Source organism: Caballeronia glathei (assembly GCF_000698595.1).
Taxonomy (GTDB): Bacteria; Pseudomonadota; Gammaproteobacteria; order Burkholderiales; family Burkholderiaceae; genus Caballeronia; species Caballeronia glathei.
Genome location: NZ_JFHC01000004.1, coordinates 103688 through 125722, shown reverse-complemented (window position 1 = coordinate 125722; position 22035 = coordinate 103688). Strand labels below are relative to the sequence as shown.

At 65.9% G+C, this 22035-nt stretch carries 25 protein-coding genes; 8 read left to right on the top strand and 17 right to left on the bottom strand.

Features of this window, described 5'->3' with window-relative positions; genetic code table 11:
* Window positions 1-67 precede the first annotated feature (67 nt).
* The 3 genes from BG61_RS05030 to BG61_RS05020 all read right to left on the bottom strand — a co-directional run bounded on the left by BG61_RS05030 (window position 68) and on the right by BG61_RS05020 (window position 3050).
* On the bottom strand, window positions 68-409 hold the full coding sequence (locus BG61_RS05030) for an NIPSNAP family protein (protein WP_035927242.1): 342 nt from the start codon (window positions 407-409) through the stop codon (window positions 68-70).
* Window positions 406-2154: an FAD-dependent oxidoreductase gene (locus BG61_RS05025; RefSeq protein ID WP_035927101.1), complete on the bottom strand. Its 1749-nt coding sequence runs from the start codon at window positions 2152-2154 to the stop codon at window positions 406-408. The genes BG61_RS05030 and BG61_RS05025 overlap by 4 nt, the downstream gene beginning before the upstream one ends.
* Window positions 2155-2219: 65 nt before the next feature.
* A complete protein-coding gene (locus BG61_RS05020) occupies window positions 2220-3050 on the bottom strand; it encodes an SDR family NAD(P)-dependent oxidoreductase (RefSeq protein ID WP_035927099.1) in 831 nt (276 codons plus the stop codon).
* Window positions 3051-3187: 137 nt separating this feature from the next.
* Here BG61_RS05020 and BG61_RS05015 point away from each other — a divergent pair, with 137 nt between their 5' ends.
* Window positions 3188-4081 carry a helix-turn-helix domain-containing protein gene (locus BG61_RS05015; RefSeq protein ID WP_035927096.1) on the top strand — a complete coding sequence of 298 codons (894 nt, stop codon included), beginning with the start codon at window positions 3188-3190 and terminating at the stop codon, window positions 4079-4081.
* 6 nt (window positions 4082-4087) lie between these two features.
* On the opposite strand, the gene BG61_RS05010 is transcribed toward BG61_RS05015, so the two are convergent.
* A complete protein-coding gene (locus BG61_RS05010) occupies window positions 4088-4645 on the bottom strand; it encodes a phosphonate degradation HD-domain oxygenase (protein ID WP_035927094.1) in 558 nt (185 codons plus the stop codon).
* 150 nt (window positions 4646-4795) lie between these two features.
* Between BG61_RS05010 and BG61_RS05005 the strand changes: the two genes are divergently transcribed.
* Together BG61_RS05005 and BG61_RS05000 are read left to right on the top strand one after the other, a co-directional pair.
* The gene (locus BG61_RS05005; protein ID WP_035927091.1) at window positions 4796-5116 is read left to right on the top strand and encodes a hypothetical protein; all 321 of its coding nucleotides are present in this window, start codon (window positions 4796-4798) and stop codon (window positions 5114-5116) included.
* Between the two features lie 124 nt (window positions 5117-5240).
* Window positions 5241-5840: a J domain-containing protein gene (locus BG61_RS05000; protein ID WP_035927239.1), complete on the top strand. Its 600-nt coding sequence runs from the start codon at window positions 5241-5243 to the stop codon at window positions 5838-5840.
* A 43-nt stretch (window positions 5841-5883) separates the two neighbouring features.
* Here BG61_RS05000 and BG61_RS43875 read toward each other — a convergent pair whose 3' ends face one another.
* From BG61_RS43875 to BG61_RS04985, 4 genes are all read right to left on the bottom strand, one after another.
* Window positions 5884-6135: a hypothetical protein gene (locus BG61_RS43875; protein ID WP_075584114.1), complete on the bottom strand. Its 252-nt coding sequence runs from the start codon at window positions 6133-6135 to the stop codon at window positions 5884-5886.
* A gap of 372 nt (window positions 6136-6507) precedes the next feature.
* A complete protein-coding gene (locus BG61_RS04995; RefSeq protein ID WP_035927088.1) occupies window positions 6508-6873 on the bottom strand; it encodes a VOC family protein in 366 nt (121 codons plus the stop codon).
* Window positions 6870-7190 carry a hypothetical protein gene (locus tag BG61_RS04990; RefSeq protein ID WP_035927085.1) on the bottom strand — a complete coding sequence of 107 codons (321 nt, stop codon included), beginning with the start codon at window positions 7188-7190 and terminating at the stop codon, window positions 6870-6872. The genes BG61_RS04995 and BG61_RS04990 overlap by 4 nt, the downstream gene beginning before the upstream one ends.
* Window positions 7191-7633: 443 nt before the next feature.
* A complete protein-coding gene (locus BG61_RS04985; protein ID WP_035927082.1) occupies window positions 7634-8113 on the bottom strand; it encodes an SRPBCC family protein in 480 nt (159 codons plus the stop codon).
* A gap of 238 nt (window positions 8114-8351) precedes the next feature.
* Here BG61_RS04985 and BG61_RS04980 point away from each other — a divergent pair, with 238 nt between their 5' ends.
* From BG61_RS04980 to BG61_RS04965, 4 genes are all read left to right on the top strand, one after another.
* Entirely contained in the window at window positions 8352-8645 is a 294-nt protein-coding gene (locus BG61_RS04980) for a GYD domain-containing protein (protein WP_035927079.1), read from the top strand.
* 67 nt (window positions 8646-8712) lie between these two features.
* Entirely contained in the window at window positions 8713-9480 is a 768-nt protein-coding gene (locus BG61_RS04975) for a hypothetical protein (protein WP_063740957.1), read from the top strand.
* 101 nt (window positions 9481-9581) lie between these two features.
* Window positions 9582-10169, top strand: coding sequence for a DUF3280 domain-containing protein (locus BG61_RS04970; RefSeq protein WP_075584113.1), 588 nt, complete (start codon window positions 9582-9584; stop codon window positions 10167-10169).
* A 235-nt stretch (window positions 10170-10404) separates the two neighbouring features.
* Window positions 10405-11454, top strand: a complete 1050-nt coding sequence (locus BG61_RS04965) for a YVTN family beta-propeller repeat protein (RefSeq protein WP_035927075.1) — start codon at window positions 10405-10407, stop codon at window positions 11452-11454.
* Window positions 11455-11528: 74 nt separating this feature from the next.
* On the opposite strand, the gene BG61_RS04960 is transcribed toward BG61_RS04965, so the two are convergent.
* Window positions 11529-13850 carry a TonB-dependent receptor gene (locus tag BG61_RS04960; protein ID WP_051672283.1) on the bottom strand — a complete coding sequence of 774 codons (2322 nt, stop codon included), beginning with the start codon at window positions 13848-13850 and terminating at the stop codon, window positions 11529-11531.
* A 177-nt stretch (window positions 13851-14027) separates the two neighbouring features.
* On the opposite strand from BG61_RS04960, the gene BG61_RS04955 reads away from it, so the two are divergent.
* Complete coding sequence (locus tag BG61_RS04955) at window positions 14028-15059, top strand: sensor histidine kinase (RefSeq protein ID WP_035927072.1); 1032 nt, start codon at window positions 14028-14030, stop codon at window positions 15057-15059.
* Here BG61_RS04955 and BG61_RS04950 read toward each other — a convergent pair.
* The 8 genes from BG61_RS04950 to fhcD form a co-directional block, all read right to left on the bottom strand.
* The gene (locus tag BG61_RS04950) at window positions 14987-15691 is read right to left on the bottom strand and encodes a response regulator (protein ID WP_035927070.1); all 705 of its coding nucleotides are present in this window, start codon (window positions 15689-15691) and stop codon (window positions 14987-14989) included. The genes BG61_RS04955 and BG61_RS04950 overlap by 73 nt on opposite strands.
* A complete protein-coding gene (gene pqqE / locus BG61_RS04945) occupies window positions 15688-16884 on the bottom strand; it encodes a pyrroloquinoline quinone biosynthesis protein PqqE (protein ID WP_035927067.1) in 1197 nt (398 codons plus the stop codon). The genes BG61_RS04950 and pqqE overlap by 4 nt, the downstream gene beginning before the upstream one ends.
* A 4-nt stretch (window positions 16885-16888) precedes the next feature.
* Entirely contained in the window at window positions 16889-17155 is a 267-nt protein-coding gene (pqqD, locus tag BG61_RS04940; protein WP_035927228.1) for a pyrroloquinoline quinone biosynthesis peptide chaperone PqqD, read from the bottom strand.
* An 11-nt stretch (window positions 17156-17166) separates the two neighbouring features.
* Window positions 17167-17877 (bottom strand): pyrroloquinoline-quinone synthase PqqC, encoded by a 711-nt coding sequence (pqqC, locus tag BG61_RS04935; protein ID WP_129572054.1) that lies wholly within the window; start codon window positions 17875-17877, stop codon window positions 17167-17169.
* Window positions 17878-17891: 14 nt separating this feature from the next.
* Window positions 17892-18812, bottom strand: coding sequence for a pyrroloquinoline quinone biosynthesis protein PqqB (pqqB, locus tag BG61_RS04930; RefSeq protein WP_035927062.1), 921 nt, complete (start codon window positions 18810-18812; stop codon window positions 17892-17894).
* An 814-nt stretch (window positions 18813-19626) separates the two neighbouring features.
* Window positions 19627-20202 carry a cytochrome b gene (locus tag BG61_RS04925; protein ID WP_035927060.1) on the bottom strand — a complete coding sequence of 192 codons (576 nt, stop codon included), beginning with the start codon at window positions 20200-20202 and terminating at the stop codon, window positions 19627-19629.
* 59 nt (window positions 20203-20261) lie between these two features.
* Window positions 20262-21083 (bottom strand): formylmethanofuran dehydrogenase subunit C, encoded by an 822-nt coding sequence (locus tag BG61_RS04920; RefSeq protein ID WP_035927226.1) that lies wholly within the window; start codon window positions 21081-21083, stop codon window positions 20262-20264.
* 8 nt (window positions 21084-21091) lie between these two features.
* A complete protein-coding gene (gene fhcD, locus BG61_RS04915; protein WP_035927058.1) occupies window positions 21092-22033 on the bottom strand; it encodes a formylmethanofuran--tetrahydromethanopterin N-formyltransferase in 942 nt (313 codons plus the stop codon).
* Between the last annotated feature and the right edge of the window lie 2 nt (window positions 22034-22035).

The window sequence follows — 22035 nt, the reverse complement described above, 5'->3', positions numbered from 1 at the left end:
GGCCCATGCGGTGCTCTTTCATGCCGGTTGTCTCCATGTGTATGGGTATGTGTGCGACGGGCCGTGTCTAGCGCACGGCCGCGGACAGGCTCCTGAACGCGACGCGGCGGATGATCCGGCTCTCCTGCGCGACGATCAGATGCGCCGACGCCTGCAGATACGCGGGCCATTCGGGATCGGCGTCGCGCGCGGTGCGCCGCATGTCGTAGTCCGCGATGCTCTCGTAGCCCCACAGATGCACGACCTGGTTGAGCGCGCCGATATCGCTCATGTAGAACCCGACGGGCGCGCCGAGATACCTGAGCTGGACCGGCATCGCGAGCCGGTCGAACACGTCGATGAATTCGGCCATGCCGCGCGGGCGGATCGTGTAGATGCGGTGATCGATGAAAGGCTTCGACGCGTTCATGCTGCGCTCCTGATTGCCGTGGTTGCGCCGGCGCACGCTTCGCCCTGTCCGGCGATGTGGAGGCCGGTGAGATAGCCGAAGGTCATGATCGGACCGAGCGTGATGCCCGCGCCCGGATAGTTGCCGCCCATGACGCTCGCGCGGTCATTGCCGACGGCGTAGAGGCCCGGGATCGGGTCGGCGCCCCCGAGCACCTGGCCGACGGTGTTCGTCGCGATGCCGTCGAAGGTGCCGAGGTCGCCCATCACGACCTTCAGCGCGTAGTAGGGTCCGTTGCCGAGCGGCGCGACGCAGGGGTTCGCCTCATGCGACGCGTCGCCGAGATAGCGATTGAACGACGTGGTGCCGCGGCCGAACTCGCAGTCTTCGCCGCGCGATGCGCCCGCGTTGTATTCGCGCACCGTCCGTTCGAGCCCGGCGGCGTCGATGCCCGCATTGCGCGCGAGCTCGGCGAGCGTGCGCCCCTTCGCGAGATAGCCGCTCTTCAGGTGCGGGCCGAGCGGCAGCGGCGCGGGCTTCGCGAAGCCGAGGCCGTACTTGCGGATCGTCGCGTGGTCGCACACGAGCCACATCGCCGTCTCGCGCTCGCTCTTGCATGCTTCGATCATCGCGGCGCCGACATCGTGATACGAATTCGCTTCGTTGGTGAACCGTCTGCCGTTGCGCGTCACGCCGATGATGCCGGGCTTGTAGCGGTCGAGCAGATGCGGAAACACGCCGAACCTGCCGTCGCCGAGCGGCACGCGCGATACCGGCATCCACGCGGCGGGCTGCGCATAGCGGATCGGCACGCGGCCGCCGGCGCGCTCGGCCATTCTCGCGCCGTCGCCGGTGTTGCCCGCGGGGACCGGCGAGCAATGCGCGCCGGCGCGCTTCACGTGCGGATACGCCGCTGCGATGCGTGCCACGTCGTGCGAAAAGCCGCCGCACGCGAGCACGACGCCGCGTCGCGCGGTGATGCGCTGCTCGCCCTCGTCGCCGTGAACCACGGCGCCGTACACGCGGCCCTGCTTCACGATGAGTTCCTTCGCGCCTGTGTTCGTGCGGATCGGAATGCCGAGATCGAGCGCCGACTTCGCGAGCCGCGCGGCGAGGGCGTTGCCGCTCGTCACCTGCACGCCGCGCCTGTAGCGCGCGAGTTCCTTCAGATGGCTCGCGAGCCGCTTTGCGACATACCACGCGGAGGCGGGCGATTTCGTCGCGTTGAAGAAGTGCTTCAGGTCCGCGCTCGACGAATTGAACATCATGCCGATGAACGTGATGGTCGCGAGCGGCGGGCGCAGGCGCGCGAGGTCCGCGCCGAGCGCGCTCGCGTCGAATGGCGCCGCGACGACGGAGCGTCCCGCATCGACGCCGCCGGGCGCGTCCGGATGGTAGTCGGGGTAGAGCGTCGGCAGGAATTTGACCTCTGTCTCGCGCTCGAAGAAATCGATCATGCGCGGGCCGGCGTCGAGAAAGGCATCGACGGCGGCTTCGTCGAAGAATGCGCCCGTTTCGTGGCGCATGTAGGTGCGCGCGGCGGCACGCGTATCGGCGATGCCCGCGTCCTTCGCGTGCCGGTTGCCCGGAATCCACAGCACGCCGCCGGAAAACGCGGTGGTGCCGCCGAAGCACGCTTCCTTCTCGACGACGATCACGTCGAGCCCCTGTTTCTTCGCTGTGATGGCCGTGGAAAGGCCGCCGGCGCCCGAGCCGATCACGAGCACGTCGCAAGCGAGATCGGACGACCGCGTTACGGTAGTCATGGTCAATATCCTTTGGGTGAATGAAGAGGGCGCGCGTTGCCCGCGCCTGCCGCAGAGAAGCGGCTTTATGAAGGTCTGACGGGCGCTTCGAATCCGGGCCGCGGCACGAGATCCATCAGCATGCATTCGAGGCCGCCGTCGACGGCAAGCTCCGCGCCGTTCACGTACCCGGCGCGCCCGCTCGCGAGGAACGCGACGACATTCGCGATATCGTCCGGGCGGCCGATGCGGCGGCTCGCCGTCATCGCGCTGCGGCGCGCTTCGACATCGCCCTGCGCATAGAACGCCTGCGAGAGCGGCGTGCGGATCATGCCGGGGCACACGGTATTGCTGCGCACGCCGCGCGGGCCCCATTCGGCGGCGATCTGGCGCGAGAGCATCGCGATGGCGGCCTTGCTCGGGCTGTACGCGCCGCTCCACGTCTGCGGATGATGCGCCGCCACCGACGCGATGTGCACGATGCTGCCCGAGCCGCGCGCGAGCATGCCGCGGCCGAACGCCTGCGCGCAGAGCATGTAGCCGGTGAGGTTGACGGCGAGCATCGCATTCCAGGCATCGAGGCCGATGTCCTCGATGCCGCCCGCGCGCAGAAGCCCCGCGTTGTTGACGAGCACGTCGGCGGGGCCGTACCTGTGCTCGACTTTCGCGAGCGCGTGATTGACGCTCGCCGGATCGCCGATGTCGCAAGCGAGCGCGAGCGCTTCGGCGCCGCGTGTGCGCAACGTCTGCGAAAGCGCGTTGCAGCCTGCTTCGTCGCGGTCGAGAAGCGCGAGCCGCGCGCCCGCGAGAGCGAGCGTTTCAGCGATCGCGCGGCCGATGCCGCCCGCCGCGCCCGTCACCACGCAGACGCGCGTTTCGAGTTCGAGCCATTGAGGATGGGTGCTGTCGTGTGTCATGCCTGTCTCCTGATCTGCGTCGATGCGAAGGTCTCTGGCGGCCTTCGATGTGAAAAAAGTATATCGACGGGGTCATGCGAAAAATTGGACAAAGACCGCAGACAACAGGACAATTTGTACGCAGGAGGGCAGAGGACATGAGGAGAATCCCTAACTACAGCCTGTATGGAGAATCCGCGCGCCCGCCGTGGTACGACGCGTTCAACTTCGAGTGGATTCCCGAGCGCAGCCGTCCGAACGACTGGCACATCGACGCGCACAGGCACGACGCGCTGTTGCAGTTTTTGTACATCTGCAGCGGCAGCGGGCAGGTCGTGATCGAGAACACGAAGACGCAGATCGAGCCGCCCTGCATCGTCCTGCTGCCCGCGCAGACGGTGCATGGCTTCGTCTTTTCGCCGGACGTCGACGGCCTCGTCATCACGGCGGCGCAGCGTTCGCTCGAATCGATATCGAGCGTCGTATCGCCCGGGCTCATCCCCGTGCTGCAGCGCGCGGCCGTGATTCCCCTGACGGCGCAGGCGGTCGAGGACAACGCGCTGATGCCGCTATTCGGCCTGCTCGAAAAGGAATTCCGCATGAGCGACCGCGGGCACATCGCAGCGGGCATGTCGCTGCTCGTTGCACTTTTCGTTCATGTCGCGCGGTTGAGCGAGCGCGCGAGCGCGCCCGCGGTGGCGAGCACCGAGCGCCGCGCGCTGCAGATCAGGCAATTTCGCAATCTCGTGGCTGCTCACTTTCGCGAGCATCAGCCGGTCGAGTTCTATGCGCAGAAGCTCGGCATGACGGTGGCGCAGCTCGGGCGGATCTGTCGCGAGGAACTTTCGAGTTCGCCGCTTGCGATCGTGAACGAGCATCTCGTGCGCGAGGCGCAGCGCGATCTGGTCTATTCGGGCATGTCGATCAAGCAGATCGCGCATGGGCTGGGTTTCTCGGATATCGCGTACTTCAGCCGCTACTTCCGCAAACAGACCGGCGTCACGCCGACGGAATTCCAGGGCGAGGCGCACAAGGCGCTCGCAATCGAGTAGCGCGCTTCACGCGGCGCCCGCTACTGCGACGCTCGCCACGACGCCGAGAAAATGGTCGAGCGAAGGAGTGACGCGCCCGGCGACCTTCGCCTGGTCGTCCCATCGGCGCAATGCGAGCGCGTCTTCGGCATGCGGCTTCGCGAGGAACGCCTGCGCGGCCTCATCGCTGAAGACGCCGCCCTGAAGCCGCAGGCTTCGCACCGAATCCGGCGACAGCGTCGCGTGGTAGTCCGGGTCGATCGCGCACAGGCAGCGCTTGGCGTCGACGTGCAGGCGAATCGGCTCCAGTACGGCATCCGTGAGCAGCGGCCGCAGGAACGGAAGGGCGTAGTACTGATGCAGATCATCGATGCCGCGCGCGGTCGGCGTCTCTCCCTGCTGGTTCAGCAGATGCCCGAGGTCGTGCAGCAGTGACGCCGCCACGAGTTCCGGATGCGCGCCCGAGTCCTGTGCGAGCGTCGCCGCCTGCAGCGCGTGTTGAAGTTGCGTGACGGGCTCGCCGCTGTAGGCACGGGCGCCGAACTGGTCGAAAAGATGCCGGATGTCGGCAATCGAGAGTGACATGTGTTGTTTCCGTAAACGAATGCAAATGCCAACAGATCGGGCATATCGCCTGATTTTGCCACATCAGGGCGGCCCGGAGTGTGACGGTTTCTTGAATACACCGGCCGTACGTTCCGCTATGCTGGCCGCAACGACGACGAGGACGCCGCAATGCATTTCCGAACGGGCAGCCGCCCCGAACTGGCCGGTCTGGACCGCGACGCGCAGCAGGCCGTGCGACGGCTTGCCTGGCATTTCGCTCAACGGCACTGGGGGCTGCATCTGCCTGCGGTGGTGTGGCTTGCGGTGGCGCTCGCGCATTCGCACTTCGGGGTGCTGCCCGGCGGGCGGGACTATCTGGTCGTGACCGCGGTGCTGTTCGTGATCGCCGTCGTCAACATCAGGGTGCACATCGGCCGCTATCTGCGCGCCGCGCGCGTGGTGTTCGATCTGCTCGGGCGCGAAGGAGTGCGCGGCATCACGGGGCGCTAGGTGTCATGCCATGCCGCCGCGCCGGCAAACGTCATCGCGCGGCCGTGTCGCAGAAGCGCATTTTTCGCATGTTACGATGGACCGCGACGCCAACACCGACTGGCCCATACGGACTGAATGCACGATGGCAACGCTATACGAAACGCTCGGCGTGCACGAGCACGCCACCGACGAAGAAATCAAGCGCGCCTACCGCAAGGCTGCGATGCGATGCCACCCGGACCGCAATGCCGGGCGGGAAGAGGCCGCACGCGCCGCGTTCCTTGAGATCAAGGAGGCCTACGCCATCCTGTCGGACCCGGCGCAGCGGCATGTCTACGATTCCATCTTTGCCGAGGAGATGCGCCGCTGGGAAGCGCGCAGGAAGCAGGAAGAAGCGGAGCGGGCCGAGCGCGAGGGAGCCGCGCGTGCCGCGGCAGAGACGCTGTATGTGGAGCGGGTCGCACTCGCGATGCGTTTTGCCACCCAAGGCTACAACCGCGATGTAGTTTTCGGCGTGCTGCTCGGACAGCAGTGCGATGAACCTACCGCACGCCACATCGCCGACAGCGCGATCGCGCTGCACGCGTCACGTCAGGCGGAAGCGGCGAAGCACGCGGATGAGGACAAGGGAGAGACGGTGCAGGAAGGATCGAAGCGCCCGGAGCCCGACGAATCAGCGTCTGCGGCCCCTCATCATCTCGGCACGTTGTGGTTCCAGTTCCTTAACGGCCTGCGCTTTTGATCGATGCCGACCTCGAAATGACGTGGCAGTGACGCGCCGGAAGCTATGCGGCAAGCCGCCGGCCGGGCATTCTCGCGCTGTCGGGAGCGGGCGGAAATACACACCAGAAGCCGTCATCGTGACGGAAGAAAAAGAGCGCGCGGGAATCTGCTCCCTGTGAAGTCGAAACGCACACATATCGCCTGCGACCGCTGCGGGTACGACTGAACTCGGTGACATGGATCGGCGCTGCGGAACCCGGTGCCAGCCATTTTTCGACCTGGTAACGAAGGGACCGCTCATTCGTGCTTTTCATTTCTGCTCTCCATCACACCAGTTCGTGCACCTGCGACGTAGCGCCGCATCCGATGCATGAACCACCTGCCGTGCCGCACCAAAATCCTGAGAAAGCACTTTAACTCTACGCCTGGAATCCGCCTGCTGCACATTCTTTGCGAAATAGCAACAGCAGCAATTTCGGTAGCAGCGGGATTCGTCCCGGATGCAAGGGCACGTTTTGCATCGCGTGTTCCAAGCATCGGCGCTGGTGCGTTACGGGTCTGTACGCCAACGTTCATATGATTGAACTCGCTGCGAGACAGAAGCCGGCAACGAGAACCAAGCGAAACTCGTGCCGATGCGCGCGAGGCTTCGGATGCCTTTCTTCAAGAGGTCGAGGAGAGTGCATTCAGGCAAGCGGTCGGGCAAAGCTCAGTTCGTGTCCGTCCGGATCGCTGACGTGAAAGTAGCGTTCGTTCCAGGGGGCATCGCGCGGCTCGGACGATGGCGCGATGCCCGCCGCAAGTGCCTTGCGGTACATCGCGTCGACGTCCGAAACGTAGATCACCACGCGGCCCCACCACGCGATCGGTCCGTGTGTTTCCGTGGTGAGGTTGAGGTACGAGCCGCCGAGCGCGAATGATGTGAACGCTTCGCTCTCGCCGCCGTACAGCAGCGGGAAGCCGAGCGCTCGATAGAAGCGCACGGCGCGGGCCATGTCGTGCGTCGAGAACGTGACGGCCGAGAGGCCTTCGAGTGTCGGCCCGTCCGTCATTCGGGATGATGGTGCGAAACGAGCGGCAGCACGGAAAGATCCGGATGCGTGCCGTCGATGATGCTGCGTCCGATATGCCGGGCATCCTGCACGGCGTCGGCGGCGGTCCTGAATGCGTCGTCGCCGTCGGCGTGGAAGTGCACGGCTTCGCCCGGCGCGCCGGCATCCGCGCCGTGACGGCAGACGTGTCCGACATACACGTACTGGTCGCTCGCGCGCGGCGGCGCATGTTCCGGAATCGGCTTCAGTTGCGGCAGCACGTGGATCTCGAAGCCTTCATATTCGAACACGTGCCATTGAGCGGGTTCGTCGGGCATAGCGGCCTCCTTTCGTGTCGATTTTTGCGGATCCAACGCCTGTGTCGAACGCGTGACGGGCGATCGCCGCACGCGCTCGCGCGCGGCTGCGGAGAGTTTGTCCGTGATTCAACGTTACTCCTGTTGAGGCTTCGAATCCATCGCGCGTCGCTGCCGCGATGCGCTTGTGCGCTCGCTGCGCAACACTTGCCGCGAAAGAAAGCGTGGCGCGTTCCGGCGGCGTGCTCTGTTTCACACTGCCGGTCGCTGCGCATGCGCCGAATGCCCACACGACTTCGTGCGCGTCTTCGCGCAAGGTCACAGGGCGCACGCAATGGAGTGTGACGGGCACATGTCGAGGCATTGCCCAAGCGCGACGCGAGCACAATGCGAGCACAACCGGACGCACGGACCGCATCGTTTCCTCGCAAGGGCACGTCTGACGTCTGGAGCGCGCGCCGCCGCTAGCGATGCTCGCTGCGGATGAGCCGCGCATTGAGCAGGCGCGCGAGTCCGAGGCCGCCTGCGCGCATGACCGAATCGTGATTCCAGCGGAACACCGGGCGCGCGACGGGCGCGAGCAGGTTCATCCAGGGCCGGGTCGTGCGCACGTGCCAGTCGTAGCGCACTTCCGTGGCGCCGCCGAGCGCCGAGAAATGCCAGCGCCCGATGCCTTCCACCATCCCGCTCGCGACGCCCTCCAGCGTTTTCAGTGGTTCGATGCGCGTGATGCGCATGTCCAGAACGACGCGATACGGCAGCACGCCTTTCCAGATGTATCGGACGACTGCGCCTAGGCCGTCGCCGTCGCCGCTATCCAGTTCGACCACACGCTCGACGCTTTTCCACCACTCGGGCCAGCGCGCCGAATCATGGATCGCGTCCCAGACGTCGTGGACGGGCGCCTCGATGCACCAGACAGTCGAGAAACGGTATTCCCTCATCGGCACGATCCACCTCCGGCATGACGCGCCAGCCCTTGACCAGAAACAGTACATGCGCCGCGCCGCAGCATGAGCGAGAATCCCGGAGCGCGCGGCAGGCCCGCTTCCTATACTTTAAGTCTGCCGAGCCAGGAACGGTGCTGGGTCCGATCGCATGCGGATGTGGCGCAGCAGTGCGGTTTCCCCCGTGCAACATGCGACGATGGCACGGATCAGGTCTACCAGAGACGAGGACAGGATGGCTACGTACATCGAGTTGGTGAACTGGACGGATCAGGGCGTGCGCAACGCGAAGGACACGATCAAGCGGGCAAAGGCGTTCGCCGAGGCGGCGCAGGCGATGGGCGTCACGGTCAGCAGCGTGAAATGGACACTCGGGACCTACGATCTCGTCGTGACGCTCGAAGCGCCCGACGACGAAACCGTCACACGGATGGGGCTGATGCTCGCGCAGCAGGGCAATGTTCGCACGACCACCATGCGCGCGTTCGGCGAGGAGGAAATGGCGCGCATCATCGGAGGACTGAAGTGAGCCGGGGGGCCGGCATTGGTTGTGTGCGGCCTGGCCGTTGACAAGGCGTCTTTCGCGGGCATCCGACATGAACACCGCCAACAGGGGAAGCGGCGCCGGGCGCAGCGATGCATCGCCACGCAGAGCCGCGCGCTGGCGGCGTGCGGTTCTGGTGGCCATCCTGCTTGTCGCCTACGCCGCCGCGGATATCTTCTGGCCGTTGAAGCGCGACGCGTCCCGGTTCGATCCCGTCGCGATGGGCACGCTCGAAGCAGGCATGTGGCGTTCGTATTACGACCACCAGCCGCTGGCGCTCTTCTCGGACCTTGCCCAGACGCTGCGCACGCAGTACGGGTTTCCGTTCCTGCGTTCGTACGTGGGTGCGTATTTTGCGGCGTCGGCGGCGTTCACATTCAAGGACGGCAAATCACGCAGCGACTACGAACGTGCGCTGCCCGAACTGCGCACGTATTTCCGCATGATCCGCAACACGGTCGCGCCGAAGTTCGACGCGGATCGCGCCGCGACGCTCGAACTCGCGTGGTGGGTCGTGCATCGCGAGCACGAGCGCCATTCGGCGGACACGCTCGCCCGCGCGTGCGCCGAGGCCGCATCGGCGGTGTACCTCGTGCCGGTGGAGGCGACGCTCGCGCACGGGCGCCTGCGCGCGCACGCCATGCTCATTCGTGATGCGCGCGCCGAGCACGACGCGATGTCGGAGTCGGAGTGGGGGCACATCGAGTTGCTGCTGCAGCAAAGCTACCGGTCGCTCTGCGTGGCGGTGTCGCGCGACGCCGCGCGCAGCGAGCTCTGCGGCGCTAACGCTGATGCATCCCCGGCATCCCCGGCGCCATGACGCCGCATGGGTCAGGGAACCACGCGGCGCAAGCGGCTGTCAGTCCAGAGCAGGCGATCGCGCATCGAAGCGCCCCATACCCACAAGGACACGGCATGCCCATGCTGACGACACGCATCGCGAAGCGCCGGCTGTTTGCCGGGTTCGTCGGCGGCATTGCTGTCTGCCTCGCGGCGGCCGGCGTGCACGCGCAGACGCAGCAACAAACGCAGCCACAAACACACGGACACGCGCCGCACACGTCGATCGCGGTCGTGGACTGCACGCTGATCGACGATAACGCCGCCTACAACGATGCCGACCTGACGCGCATCCAGAACGCGCGCGCCGGCATGATCAGCGATGAACTTCGCGGCCAGTTGCGCACGCGCCAGCTCTTTCGTGTCGCGGATACGGCGCCCGCGCAAGGCCTGATCGCGCGGCTTCAGGCCACGCAGGACATGAACGCGTGCAACGGCTGCGAGCGCCAGGTCGGCCGCGAACTGGGCGTCGAGCGCGTCGGCGTGTGCTGGGTGCAGAAGATCAGCAATCTGATCCTCAACATCAACCTGCGCATCGAGGACGTCGGCACCGGCAGGACGCTCTTTCAACGCTCCGTCGACATACGCGGCAACACGGACCAGTCGTGGCGCCGCGGCGTGAGCTCGCTCGTCGACCTCGTGGCCGCCGACGCCGCTGCGACCCAGTAAAGGCTACGTGCAGATGGCGCCCCGCGCCGCGTGCTGCAACGCAGCAGCCGCGTCTGAATTGGACGCCCATCCCCAATTCGGGAAATTCTCCCGCCGTCTTCCATTGTCAAGCAAACGCCTGATGGGCTAAGTTGACTGTCGGGGCACGATTGTCCCGGGAAACACGCGGCTCCCCGCCGGGCATCGCAACCCGGAACGGAGTATCAGGACCGAGAACAATACGCTGGAGACGACCATGCATTGCAGACCTACGGCCGCGCGGCTCGCGCTCTTGTCGGCGCTGACGGCGGCGCTCGGCGCGGGCGCCGCGCACGCCGCCGCGCCGACCGCCTACGTGACGAGCGAAACAGCGGGCGTCGGCGTGATCGACCTCGACCAGATGACGCTCGTCAAAACGATACCGCTTGGCAAGGACGGGCCGCGCGGCCTGAGCCTGAACGCCGACGGCACGCGGCTGCTCGTCGCGAACAAGGGCACCGCCGATCTCTCCGAAATCGACACCGCAACCGGCAAGGTCGTGCGGCGGGCGAAGATCGGCAAGAACCCGGAGTTCGTGCGCGTGCATCGCGGCTACGCGTACGTGACCTACGAGCCGGGCGAAACCGGCGGCCCGCCGGGACAGCAGGAAGAAGAGGAGGACCCGAACGCGCCGCCTGCGGAGATTGCGATCGTCGACCTGAAGACGCTCAAGGTGATCCACTCGGTGAAGAGCGGGAAGGAGACGGAAGGCGTCGAGTTCTCCCCGGACGGCAAGCTCGTGCTCGTGACCAACGAGGGCGACGATACGGTGTCGGTGTACCGCGTGGGCACGGGCAAGCCGGTGCGCTCGGTGAAGCTGGAGAAGGGGTCGCGGCCGCGCGGCATCAAGGTCTCGCCCGACGGCAAGCAGTACGTCGTCACGCTCGAGAACGCGAACAAGTTCGTCGTGCTCGACGGCGGCACCCTGAAGACGGTGAAGACCGTCGACACGAAGACGGGCCCCTATGGCATCGCGTTCGATCCGACCGGCAAGCGGCTGCTGGTTGCGGCCTCGCGCGACAAGACACTGCAAGTCTTCGATGCCGCGACCTACGAGCACGTGAGCGACGTGCCCGTCGGCCAGCGCTGCTGGCACTTCAGCTTCACGCCCGACGGCTCGAAGCTGTTGCTCGCGTGCGGCCGCTCGAACGCCGTCTATGTGCTCGACGCCTCGAACTACCAGACGATCAAGCAGATCGGCGACTTGCCGCTCGCGTGGGGCATCGTGACCTATCCGCCGAGCGCGGGATCGATCGGCGCGCGCTGACCGTAACGACGCTACTGACTGCACCGCGGGGGGCCTTCGCTTCGAAGGCCTCATCGCACCATCGCGCCGTCCCGCTACTTCCACGCGTACCGCACGCCTACCCACGCTCCGCGCGGCGCGCCCAGACCCAGAAACTGCTCGTCGACGGGAGCCGCGCCGTTGAACGTGTGATTCGGCCCGTTGAAGAAGTTCTCGCCGAGAATGCCGAACGTCGAGTACTTCTTGTTCAGCAGGTTCCTGATGGTGGCGAACACCTGAAGCTGCTTCGTCACGTTGTACGTGGTGTCGAGGTCGATCAGGAAGTAGCCGGGGATCTTGCCGTTGTCGTCCTGGTTGTCTTCGTCGCCGCGGGCAAAGATGCTGCTCCGGTACGTCAGGTTCGTGCCGATGTTCCACTTTGGCGTCGCCGCGTAGTCGAGGCGCACCTTGACCGTGTTCGCCGGAATGCCCGGAATGCGGTCGCCGGAATGCACGGTGATGTTGCCGTCCGCGTCCGCGCTCGAGTTGCTCGCGCTGCTCTCGGTCCACGTCGAGCGGTATGTCGCGTTCACGTAGCTGTAGCTCGCAGCGACGCCGAGCGGGCCGTATTGCGTGCGCCCGGCGAGTTCGAACCCCTGCCTGCGCGTCTTGCCGACGTTCTGGAAGTAGCCGAGCGTGCTCGCCGCGCCCTGGCTGCTGACGAACTGGATGTCGTCGGTGAGCGTCGTGCTGTAGGCGGCGGCGCTCCATGTCGTGGAGTTGCCGACGCGCCCGCGTGCGCCTACTTCGAACGTCTTCGAGATCACGGGCTTCAGGTCCGGGTCCGCGATGAAGTCGTTCGGCAGCGAGCAGGGCGCCGCCGGGTCGGCGCACGCGAGTTCGATGGCGGTCGGCGAGCGCATCCCCTCGTTGTAGGTGGCGTAGGCCGTGAAGGCGGGCGTCGGGTTCCAGTTGAAGCCGATCGCCGGATTGAAGCGCGAGAAGGTGTGGTTGCCGTCGAGAAGCGGCTGCACGCCGCTCTCGTCGCCGATCACGGCCTTCGCCCAGTTGTAGCGGCCGGCGAGCGTCATCGACCACTGCTCGTTGAACGACAACGTGTTTTCGAAGTAGATGCCGTAGTTCTCGTTGCGCGTCTTCGCATCGGTCTGAGGCTCGAAGGCGCCGATGCCCACCGTCGCGCGCGAGTCGGTGAAGAACGCCTCCTGCGACGCCTGCGTGAAGTGCGAGTTGGCGAAGTCGCCGGCCGCGCCGATCACGAGCTGGTTGTCGCGTCCGAGCAGCTTGCCGAGCAGCGTCAGCTGGAGGCTCGCGCCATAGCTGTCGGTGACGATCACGGACTGGTCGTTGGTGGCCTGCACCGTATCGATGTCGCCGTCGTCCTCGACGGTGCCGAACTCGTCGTTCACGTTGCTGCTCGTGTTCTTGTTGCGGTAATGCCGGTAGTACACGTTGCCGCTCAGCTCGATGTTCGGCGTGAAGTAGTGATCGCCCGAGAGGGTCAGGTAGCCGACCTGGTTCTGGTTCGTGTCCGGATACGTGTACGCCTGCTTGCGGTTGTCGAGAAACGAGCTCGGGATGGTCTGCGAGCCGTTGAGCGTGTTGTCGGCGCCACCCATCGAAAGCGAGATCGTGGTGTCGGCGTCGGTGTAGCGCAGCTTGCCGAATGCCTGGCGCAGGCGGCTCGAATTGTGGTCGGCCCAGCCGTTGTCGTTCGTCACGTTGGCCGTGAAGTAGTAGTCGAGGTTGCTGCCGATCGTGCCGCCCTGTTCGACCTGCGCCGTCTTGCGGCCCCACGAGCCGGCGCTGACCTCGGCGTTGCCGCCGGGATTGCTGCGGCCGTTCTTCGTCGCGACGACGACCGCGCCGCCAAGCGTGTTGAGGCCGAAGGTCGGATTGGAACCGGGGATCAATTGGATCGTGCTGATCGCCGCCTGCGGAATCAGGTCCCAGTTCACCACGTCGCCGAAGGGCTCGTTCACGCGCACGCCGTCGAGGAAAACGGAGAGCCCCTGCGGCGTGCCGAGGAGCGGCGAGGCGGTGAAGCCGCGATAGTTGATGTCGGTCTGCGAGGAGTTGCCCTGCGCGTCGTTCGTGTCGACGCTCACTGCGTTGTTCGCCAGATAGCCGGTGATCGTGGGCGCGTGCTGCTGCTCGATCTCCCGTCCGCGGATCGTCTGCACGTTGGCCGGCACCTTCTCGAGTGGCGTGCCGATACCGAGAAGCGGCGTCGTGCCGACCACGATGATCGACGGCAGTTCGGTGGCCGCCGCTTCCGTTGCGCTCGCCGCCTGAGCAGGCTCGGCCTGCGCCCAGGCGGTGGCGGTGAGGCTCGCGAGCGCGCTGCCGCAGCACAGCCGGAACAAGGCTCGGGGTTTGAACGGATGCGCGCCCGATGGTTTGCGCGGCATGCTCTGCATCGTCGTCTCCTGTTATTGTTGTATGGGGCCTGTGTGTTGCAAGAGCCCTGATTGAAAGCGTCGCACAGGAGGTTGCGGGCGACCCCGGGAGGTTCTCCCGATCGCGCTGGGAAGCCTTCCCAAATGGGCTCTTGTAAGCACGACGAAAGCGAGACACATGCGTAAAATCGGTTCGTGATGCCATCCAACTTTTTGCCGTCGCCAGCAAGGGCCCGTTCGCCGCACTCGACAGTGCGGCGCGACCTCGCCTGCGTAGTCGTGATCACCGTACTCGCGGGCGCGCTCTTCGCGACGTTCGACTTCAGCGAGTTCGCCTATCACTGGACGCGCAGCGCCGAGCGCTTCCAGCTCGACGAACTGCCGGCGACGCTCTTCGTGCTTGCCACCGGTTGCGCGTGGTTCGCATGGCGGCGCTATCGGGAATCGCAGCGGGAGTTGCAGCACCGCCGCGCGCTGGAAGAGGAAGCCGAGCGGCTCCTCGCCGACAACCGGCGGCTCGCGAGCGAGGGCATGAATGCGCAGGAGACCGAGCGCCGGCATCTCGCGCGCGAACTGCACGACGAACTCGGCCAGTACCTGAATGCGATCTCGCTCGATGCGGGACGCATCCGCGACCTGTCCGCGGGGCGCGAGCCGGAAACTCATCGGCTTGCGCTTTCGCTGATGCAGAGCGCGAGCCACGTGTACCGGCAGATCGGCGACATGATCCGGCGGCTGCGCCCGATCGGCCTCGACGAATTCGGGCTGCCCACCGCGCTCGAGCATTGCGTGGAAAGCTGGCGCGAGCGTCTGCCGCAGGCGAGCTTCACGCTGACTGTCGACGGCGACTTCTCGCGCCTCGCCGACACGCTCAACATCACGCTCTACCGGCTGGTGCAGGAAGGGCTCACGAACGTATCGAAGTTCGCGCGCAGCTCGCGCGTGGAGATCTACCTCGTGCGCGCGCCGGGCGACGCGGCGCGCTCAGGCGAGATCGTCGTCACGATGGCCGATGACGGTCCCGGCACGGATCTGTCGAAGCCGCGCGCGGGGCTCGGCCTCATCGGCATGCGCGAGCGCGTGGAAGCGCTCGGCGGCGAGTTCCACATCGCGAGCCAGCCGGGCGGCGGCTTTCTGTTCTGCGCGCGCGTGCCGGTTCAGGCAGGGCTGCCGGAGCCGAGCGAGCCGAACGAGGACGACGCGCCGTTGCCGGAGAGATCGGAGAAATGAAGCCCGAGGCGGTTGGCCATCTGCGCGAGCTGCACGCCGTTGTCGGCGCCGAACTTCTGCCGGATCACCGACTGATGGTTCGCCACCGTCTTCTGGCTCAGGCCGAGCTTCTCCGCGATGCTCGGCAGCGTGTAGCCCTGCACGAGCAGGCGCAGCACCTCGAATTCACGCGGCGACAGCTGCCGTCCGGGCGGGCCTTCCTGAAACGCGGCGCGCAGCGCGAGCGCCTGCGAGATGTCCGCGCTCAGATAGCACACGCGCCGCGCGACCGACCGCACTGCTTCGACGAGCACATCGGGGGCGCTCGCCTTCGTCACGTAGCCGCGCGCGCCGGCATCGAGCGCGCGGCGCACGAAGATCGCCTCCTCGTGCACGCTGAAGATCAGCACGCTCGCGTCCGGCTCGCGCGCGAGCATCCTGCGCATCGCCTCGATGCCGCTTGCGCCCGGCAGCGCCAGATCCATCACAACGACGTCCGGCTGCAATGCGCAGAAGCGCTGATAGGCCTGTGCGGCGTCGGCGGCTTCGCCCGCGACGCGCACGTCGGGGCTCAGTTCGAGCAGGCGCCGGTAGCCTTCGCGCACCACGGCGTGATCGTCCACGAGCAGCACGGAGATGTTGGCGGTCGTCATTTGCGCGTTCCTTGCGTGGGGTCGTCGTCGTCGTGCGTGGCCGCGAGGCGCCGTGAATTCGCGTCGTTGCGGAAGAGGACGGGCTGCTCGTTCGCCTCGCGTGCCGCGGCGGCGCGCACGACGCGGATCACGCTTTCGTGATGCGGTGACTTGTCGCAAACCGGGTCCGCATTCGCCGGGTCTTGTGTCAGCAGATACGCCTGGCAGCGGCAGCCGCCCAGATCGATCGTCTTTTCGTCGCAACTGCGGCACGGCTCCTTCATCCAGTCGAAGCCGCGAAAGCGGTTGAACGCATCGCTTTCGTACCAGATCTCGCGCAGCGATATGTCTCGCACGTTCGGAAACGTGAGGCCCGGCAGCGAGCGCGCCGTGTGGCACGGCAGCGCGGCGCCGTCGGGCGCGATGCCGAGAAACACCGATCCCCAGCCGTTCATGCAGCGCTTCGGCCGGCGCTCGAAGTAGTCGGGCACGACGAAGAAGATCCTGCACCGCTCGCCGATCTCGCGCCGGTAGCGCTCGACGACCGCTTCGGCTTCCTTCAGCTGTTCGGCGGTGGGCATCAGCTGCGCGCGGTTCGTGTGCGCCCAGCCGTAATACTGCGTGTTGGCGAGTTCGAGGTACTCGGCGCCCATCGCGAGCGCCATGTCGATGATCTTGTCGACGTGCGGCAGGTTGTAGCGATGCAGCACGCAGTTGAGCACCATCGGAAAGCCGTGCGCCTTGATCGCCTCGGCGACGCGCTTCTTCAGTTCGAACGTGCGCGTGCTGGAGAGGAAATCGTTGAGCTCCTGCGTCGAGTCCTGAAACGACAGCTGGATATGGTCGAGCCCCGCGTCCTTCAGCGCGTCGAGCCGCTTGTCGGTGAGACCGATCCCCGAAGTGATGAGGTTCGTATAGAACCCGAGCTTGCGCGCTTCGGACACGAGCACTTCGAGGTCGTCGCGCAAAAGCGGCTCGCCGCCCGAAAAGCCGAGCTGCGCCGCGCCGAGCGCGCGCGCCTCGCGCAGCACGTCGATCCATTGCGCGGTGTCGAGCTCGCTGCTGTGATCCGTGTAGTTCACCGGGTTGTAACAGAACACGCAATGCAGCGGGCAGCGGTAGGTCAGTTCCGCGAGCAGCCACAGCGGCGGCGCGACGCCGGCCGGCTGTGCTTCGGATTCTGCTGCGGCAACGGGTTGGGAGAGATCGGTCATGCTGTTACTCCAGCCAGCCGCGCGATTGCGCGCCGGCGATGAACGCGCGCACGTCGGCATCGAGCCCCGTCGCGTTGAACGCCTGCTCGAGGTCGGCGACGATCGCGGGCAACTCGCGCGTGCCGTCGCAGCGCAGGAGAATCTGCGCCGCGCTCTGGTTCAGCTTCACCATGCCCTCGGGATACAGCAGGACGTGCGCGTCCTGAGCCGGTTCCCATTGCAGGCGAAACAGCTTTCTCAGCTTCGGGCGATGCGCTTCGTTTTCGTTCATGGCGCTCTCGGTCATTGGGGAAAGGCCTTTTCTATCGAATCGAGCATGGTCCAGAGGATGTCGAGCTTGAACTGCAGAATCTCCAGCGCGCGCTCCTGCTCGTCGCGCCGCCTGAAATGTTCGAGCGTCACTTCGAGGCCGTGCTCGACATCGCGCTGCGCAAGCGTGATGCGCGAGCGGAAATACGCGAGGCCTTCGGGCTCGATCCACGCATAGTGCTCGGGCCAGCTCGCGAGGCGGTCCTTGTGAACCTGTGGCGCGAACATCTCGGTGAGCGAGGAGCACACGGCTTCCTGCCACGGCGCGCGGCGCGCGAAGTTCACGTATGCGTCGACCGCGAAGCGCACGCCCGGCGTCACGAGTTTCAGCGACCACAGTTCGTCGCGCGTGAGGCCGACCGCGTCGCCGAGCCGCGCCCACGCTTCGATACCGCCCTCCTGGTCGCCATAGCCGTCGTGATCGAGGATGCGCAGCACCCAGCGGCGGCGCGTCGCGCGATCGGGACAGTTGGAGAGGATCGCGCCGTCCTTCAGCGGAATGTTGATCTGGTAGTAGAAGCGGTTCGCGACCCAGCCGCGGATCTGCTCGCGCGAGCAGCCGCCGCTGTTCATCTTCACGTTGAACGGATGATGGATGTGGTACGCGGTGCCCTTTGCGCGCAGTTGTTCCTCGAACTCCTCGCGGTTCCAGGCGGGTTTCGCGTTGTCCGTCGCGTTCGTCATCGATGGGTCTCCGTTCATAGTTCGAATGCCATGCCGTCGCTTGCGACCTCGATGCCGTGTTCCGCCAGCAAGCGCCGTTCGGGGCCGTCCTCGACGAGGATCGGATTCGTGTTGTTGATATGGATGAGCACCTTGCGCACGTTCGGGCGGTCGATCGAGTCGAGCACTTCGATCATGCCGCCCGCGCCCGTCTGCGCGAGATGCCCCATGTCGGCGCCCGTTTTCTTCGAGAGCCCGAGGCGGATCATTTCGTCGTCGGTCCAGAGCGTGCCGTCGACGAGGATCAGGTCCGCGTCCGACATGGCTTCGTACACGTGCGGCTCGATCGCGCCGAGACCCGGCGCATAGAATGCGCGCTTGCCCGAGGCCGCATCCGTGAAAACCAGGCCGATGTTGTCGCCGCGCTCGGGTGCCTCGCGGTGCGGCGAATAGGGCGGCGCCTTGCTCGCGAGCGGCAGCGCGTCGATGCGCACGCGAGGCAGCGCGGGCACCGTGAGTGCGTTGCCGTCGAGTGCGATGCGATGGCGTTCGATGCCGCAGTAGTGCGAGAGGATCGACGTGACGGGGAAGCCTGTCGACAGGTCTTGCCACACGGAATCGGTGACATGAAGTGGCAGCGGCGTGTCGCGCTCGCGCAGCATCAGGAGGCCGGTGACGTGATCGATCTGCGCGTCCATCGTGAGCACGGCGGCGATGCCGCTGTCGCGCGCGCGCCGTGCCGGTTGCAATTCGGGGGTCGCGGCGATCTGCGCGAGAATGTCGGGGGACGCGTTCACGAGGAGCCAGTCGGTGCCGTTGTCGCTGACCGCGATCGAGGATTGCGTGCGTGGTGTGGCCTTGAGCGTGCCGCGGCGGACACCATCGCAATTGCGGCAGTTGCAGTTCCACTGCGGGAAGCCTCCGCCAGCCGACGAACCGAGTACCTTGATCTTCATTTCATTGCTTCCGCGGACAGGTCTTTGTTGGGTTTACGTTTACACCGTTTGATGTTTTTGCGCTTCCTGTGAACCTGATTTCCTATCGGTCTACTATTTGGCCGCTGGCGCTTGGGGTTCGGGGTTCTACACCGTTTGATGCGCTTCGGCCTCTATGAAATTTGCTTGGTTCGCGGTCTATTAGCTCGCCCCTGTGCGGGGCGGCAGTCACTTTCTTTGCTGCTGCAAAGAAAGTAACCAAAGAAAGCAGCCGTTTCGCCCGCAATTCCTTTTGATCCCACCCACCAATCTGGCACAGCCCCTAAGTGTCACCCCCACAAAACCACCCGGCTTGGCCCGCGGACCCAGTGAGACAACGCACCCTCCAACGAAGCGGTAAGCACTTCGTTCCGCTCCCTCCTCGCTGCGCTCGGACGTCGGGCACATCACAAATCAGCGCTTCGCTCCAGTCTCGCGTTTAGCAACGCGCCACCGATTGCACCTGTCGTCAGAGCGAAGCGAAGACGGATGAATGACTGCCTTACCACTTCGTTCGAGGGTGCGGGGGCGCAGTGGGTCCGCGGACCTGTCCGCTCGACGGACCGAGGTGGACACTCCTGCGGTCGGACCACTCTGAAAGAGTCAAACGTGGTCACGTCCTAACACCGCTTACCTAAAAAAAGCTGCTTTCTTTGGTTACTTTCTTTGCGGCAGCAAAGAAAGTGACTGCTGCCCCGCACAGGGGCGAGCTAATAGACCAAAGAAAAAACAAGTTTCATAGGAGCCTGTGTGCATCAAACGGTGTAAACACCCCGTCCAAGCGCCAGCGACCCGTCTAAGGCCAGATCCTCCCGATCAACCCATCCCGATCGACAAACTGATGCTTGAGCGCCCCTGCAACATGCAGCGCGATGAGCGCAATCATCGTCCATGCGATCACCTCGTGCACGGTGAAGAAAATATGCCGCAGCCGCGCATCGTCCCAGCCCCACTTGGGCAGCAGGATGCCCCAGAACCGCGTACCGTAAGTGTTGAACGACGAACCGAGATAACCGGTCAGCGGCATCCCGACCATTGCCACGTATAAAAGAGCCTGCGTGGTGCTCGCGGCGGCGCGTTGCCACGCTCCCATCGGCGGCAGAGGCGGTCGGCCATAAGCGATGCGTACCATGATGCGGATCAGCACCAGCAGGAAAATCGTCATCCCGAGCGACTTGTGGAAGTTGATCACGGTCGCCTTGAAAGGCAGGCCCTTCGGCAGCCCGACCATATAAAGGCCGATGCCGAGCATGGCAATGATGCAAAGCGCAATCAACCAGTGCAGCGCGATCAGCGGCCGGGCGAAGCGCTCGCCGCCCGCATCCGGTGCCCGTTGGTCACGGGTCGCGCCAGGCGATTGCGCAGCATTCATGTCAGGCTCCTTTTGAAGGGTATCCTTAAATCTGACGCCTGTTCATTTTCATCGCACCGCTACCGTTGCGCGATCAGCAATTCCCCTCGTCCGTCCACGGCGAGGTCGCCCGTGTACCGGCGCGGCGGCGCCCCCGCATCGAGCGTGGCGAACGGCGCGATCTCGCGCGCAAGCGAGCGGGCGAGCAGCGACCAGAAAACATCGAAGCCGTGGCCGCCCTCGGTGAACGTGGGCGGCACGCGGTCCGGTGCCTGCATGAGCAGCAGCGTGCCGCGCCTCATACCATAAGCGTAATGCGCCCCGGGCCGCCCCGCGATGCACACCGTTCCCGCAACGATCCGCGATGCCGCGAAGTCGCCCGCGTCGCCGCCGACGATCACGAGCCCGCGCCGCATGCGGTCCGCGAGCCGCGCGCCGGCATTGCCGCGGATCGTGAGCGTGCCGCCCGTCATGCCTTCCATGTCGCCGGGCAGCGCGCCCGCGGCGAAATCGCCCGCGTTGCCCGCAACCGTGATGCGGCCGCCGCTCATTTCGCAGCCGGTGAAGCGCCCGGTGTCGCCTTCGATATGCAGTTCGCCGCCGCTCATGCCGAAGCCCGCGTAGTCGCCGGCCGCGCCGCGCACTTCGAGCCGCCCGGCGGCGAGCTGCGCGCCGAGCCGGTCGAGCCAGGGCGCGTCGCCTTCTATGACGAGTTCAGGTGTGTCGCTGTCGGTGAGGGCCACGTCGAACAGGTCGCCGGCGGCGCAGGTCTCGTTGCCCGCGGGCAGCGCAAGGCGCGCGATGTCGTCGGCCGAGAGCGGCGCGAGGGCGGCAGGCAGCAGTCTTGACGCATCGACGCGAAACCCCGGCGCACTTTTTACGCGCAATGTGATGGTGCTCATGCGGGTGCTCATGCGCGGCTCCCGTCGATGCCCGCCGCAAGTTCGCGCAGGTGGAAATGGTAAGGCCCGAGCTTGCCGCCGTAGTTCCCGGCCGACACCCGCAGCATGCCGGCCGCGCCCCCGATTCCGGCAGCCGCCGCGATGCCCGCGGTCATGGCGGCGCCGACGTCGGCGTCGGTCAGGCCGTCGATCACGATTTCGAGCACGCAGGCCACCTCCGCCGAGAGTTCGCTCTTCTTCGACAAGCCGACGAGCGTCGGGCAGAAGGCGTCGTTCGTCGAGGCCGTCGCGCCCGCATACTTCGAGCCGATCTTCGAGCCCGAGCGCACCACGCCGCCGGGAAACGGCGTAATCACGTTCGGCAGCTTGTGCATCGCAGCGACGGCCGCTTCGGCGCCGGCGAGCGCCGCGTCGAGGTCGCGGGCGAGAAAGAGCAGGTTGCCGCCGCCGACCGCCTTCACCGTGACCGTGCTTTCCTCGCAGACGAACTCGCCGTCCATCACCGGCACGCGCCAGTAGCGCTTGCCGCCGATCATCTTCGAAATCTGCCAGCCGTCGCCGAAAAAGCGCAGGGCGCCGCCAAGCGGCGCGTTGTCGGAAAGCGGCGCGCGGCTCGCCGCCGGATCGATGCCGCTGTAGACGGCGGTGGTCGGGCACGTCAGCACGCACTGGCCGACGCGCCGCATGACCTGCTTCGCCAGCTCCTTCGACGATATTGCGAACATGAGGACCGAGATGCCCGGCCGACCGTCGGGCGTCTCGCCGCGCCCGAGTTCGCGCTCGATGCCCGCCTCGCAGCCGCAGTCGATCACCGAGGTCGCGAAGCCGGTCAGCGACTGCGCCGCGTTGCGTGCCCAGGCCGGCGTGTGCGCGGTGATGACGAGGCGCGTCGCCTTCATCGGGAAGGCTTCCGCGAAGGTGTCGTCGATCAGGGTGCCGTTGATCTGCATGG

Bases quoted from the DNA above. Each gene is read 5' to 3' on its own strand.
- BG61_RS04965 (WP_035927075.1), top strand. From the start codon at position 10,405: ATGCATTGCAGACCTACGGCCGCGCGGCTCGCGCTCTTGTCGGCGCTG.
- pqqB (WP_035927062.1), bottom strand. From the start codon at position 18,812: ATGAAGATCAAGGTACTCGGTTCGTCGGCTGGCGGAGGCTTCCCGCAG.
- BG61_RS04960 (WP_051672283.1), bottom strand. From the start codon at position 13,850: ATGCAGAGCATGCCGCGCAAACCATCGGGCGCGCATCCGTTCAAACCC.
- BG61_RS05005 (WP_035927091.1), top strand. From the start codon at position 4,796: ATGCATTTCCGAACGGGCAGCCGCCCCGAACTGGCCGGTCTGGACCGC.
- BG61_RS04990 (WP_035927085.1), bottom strand. From the start codon at position 7,190: ATGCCCGACGAACCCGCTCAATGGCACGTGTTCGAATATGAAGGCTTC.
- pqqC (WP_129572054.1), bottom strand. From the start codon at position 17,877: ATGACGAACGCGACGGACAACGCGAAACCCGCCTGGAACCGCGAGGAG.
- BG61_RS04975 (WP_063740957.1), top strand. From the start codon at position 8,713: ATGAACACCGCCAACAGGGGAAGCGGCGCCGGGCGCAGCGATGCATCG.
- BG61_RS04925 (WP_035927060.1), bottom strand. From the start codon at position 20,202: ATGAATGCTGCGCAATCGCCTGGCGCGACCCGTGACCAACGGGCACCG.
- BG61_RS04920 (WP_035927226.1), bottom strand. From the start codon at position 21,083: ATGAGCACCATCACATTGCGCGTAAAAAGTGCGCCGGGGTTTCGCGTC.
- BG61_RS04970 (WP_075584113.1), top strand. From the start codon at position 9,582: ATGCTGACGACACGCATCGCGAAGCGCCGGCTGTTTGCCGGGTTCGTC.
- BG61_RS05020 (WP_035927099.1), bottom strand. From the start codon at position 3,050: ATGACACACGACAGCACCCATCCTCAATGGCTCGAACTCGAAACGCGC.
- BG61_RS04985 (WP_035927082.1), bottom strand. From the start codon at position 8,113: ATGAGGGAATACCGTTTCTCGACTGTCTGGTGCATCGAGGCGCCCGTC.
- pqqD (WP_035927228.1), bottom strand. From the start codon at position 17,155: ATGAACGAAAACGAAGCGCATCGCCCGAAGCTGAGAAAGCTGTTTCGC.
- BG61_RS04955 (WP_035927072.1), top strand. From the start codon at position 14,028: ATGCCATCCAACTTTTTGCCGTCGCCAGCAAGGGCCCGTTCGCCGCAC.
- BG61_RS04980 (WP_035927079.1), top strand. From the start codon at position 8,352: ATGGCTACGTACATCGAGTTGGTGAACTGGACGGATCAGGGCGTGCGC.
- BG61_RS05010 (WP_035927094.1), bottom strand. From the start codon at position 4,645: ATGTCACTCTCGATTGCCGACATCCGGCATCTTTTCGACCAGTTCGGC.
- BG61_RS05030 (WP_035927242.1), bottom strand. From the start codon at position 409: ATGAACGCGTCGAAGCCTTTCATCGATCACCGCATCTACACGATCCGC.
- BG61_RS04995 (WP_035927088.1), bottom strand. From the start codon at position 6,873: ATGACGGACGGGCCGACACTCGAAGGCCTCTCGGCCGTCACGTTCTCG.
- pqqE (WP_035927067.1), bottom strand. From the start codon at position 16,884: ATGACCGATCTCTCCCAACCCGTTGCCGCAGCAGAATCCGAAGCACAG.
- BG61_RS05025 (WP_035927101.1), bottom strand. From the start codon at position 2,154: ATGACTACCGTAACGCGGTCGTCCGATCTCGCTTGCGACGTGCTCGTG.
- BG61_RS05000 (WP_035927239.1), top strand. From the start codon at position 5,241: ATGGCAACGCTATACGAAACGCTCGGCGTGCACGAGCACGCCACCGAC.
- BG61_RS43875 (WP_075584114.1), bottom strand. From the start codon at position 6,135: ATGAAAAGCACGAATGAGCGGTCCCTTCGTTACCAGGTCGAAAAATGG.
- fhcD (WP_035927058.1), bottom strand. From the start codon at position 22,033: ATGCAGATCAACGGCACCCTGATCGACGACACCTTCGCGGAAGCCTTC.
- BG61_RS04950 (WP_035927070.1), bottom strand. From the start codon at position 15,691: ATGACGACCGCCAACATCTCCGTGCTGCTCGTGGACGATCACGCCGTG.
- BG61_RS05015 (WP_035927096.1), top strand. From the start codon at position 3,188: ATGAGGAGAATCCCTAACTACAGCCTGTATGGAGAATCCGCGCGCCCG.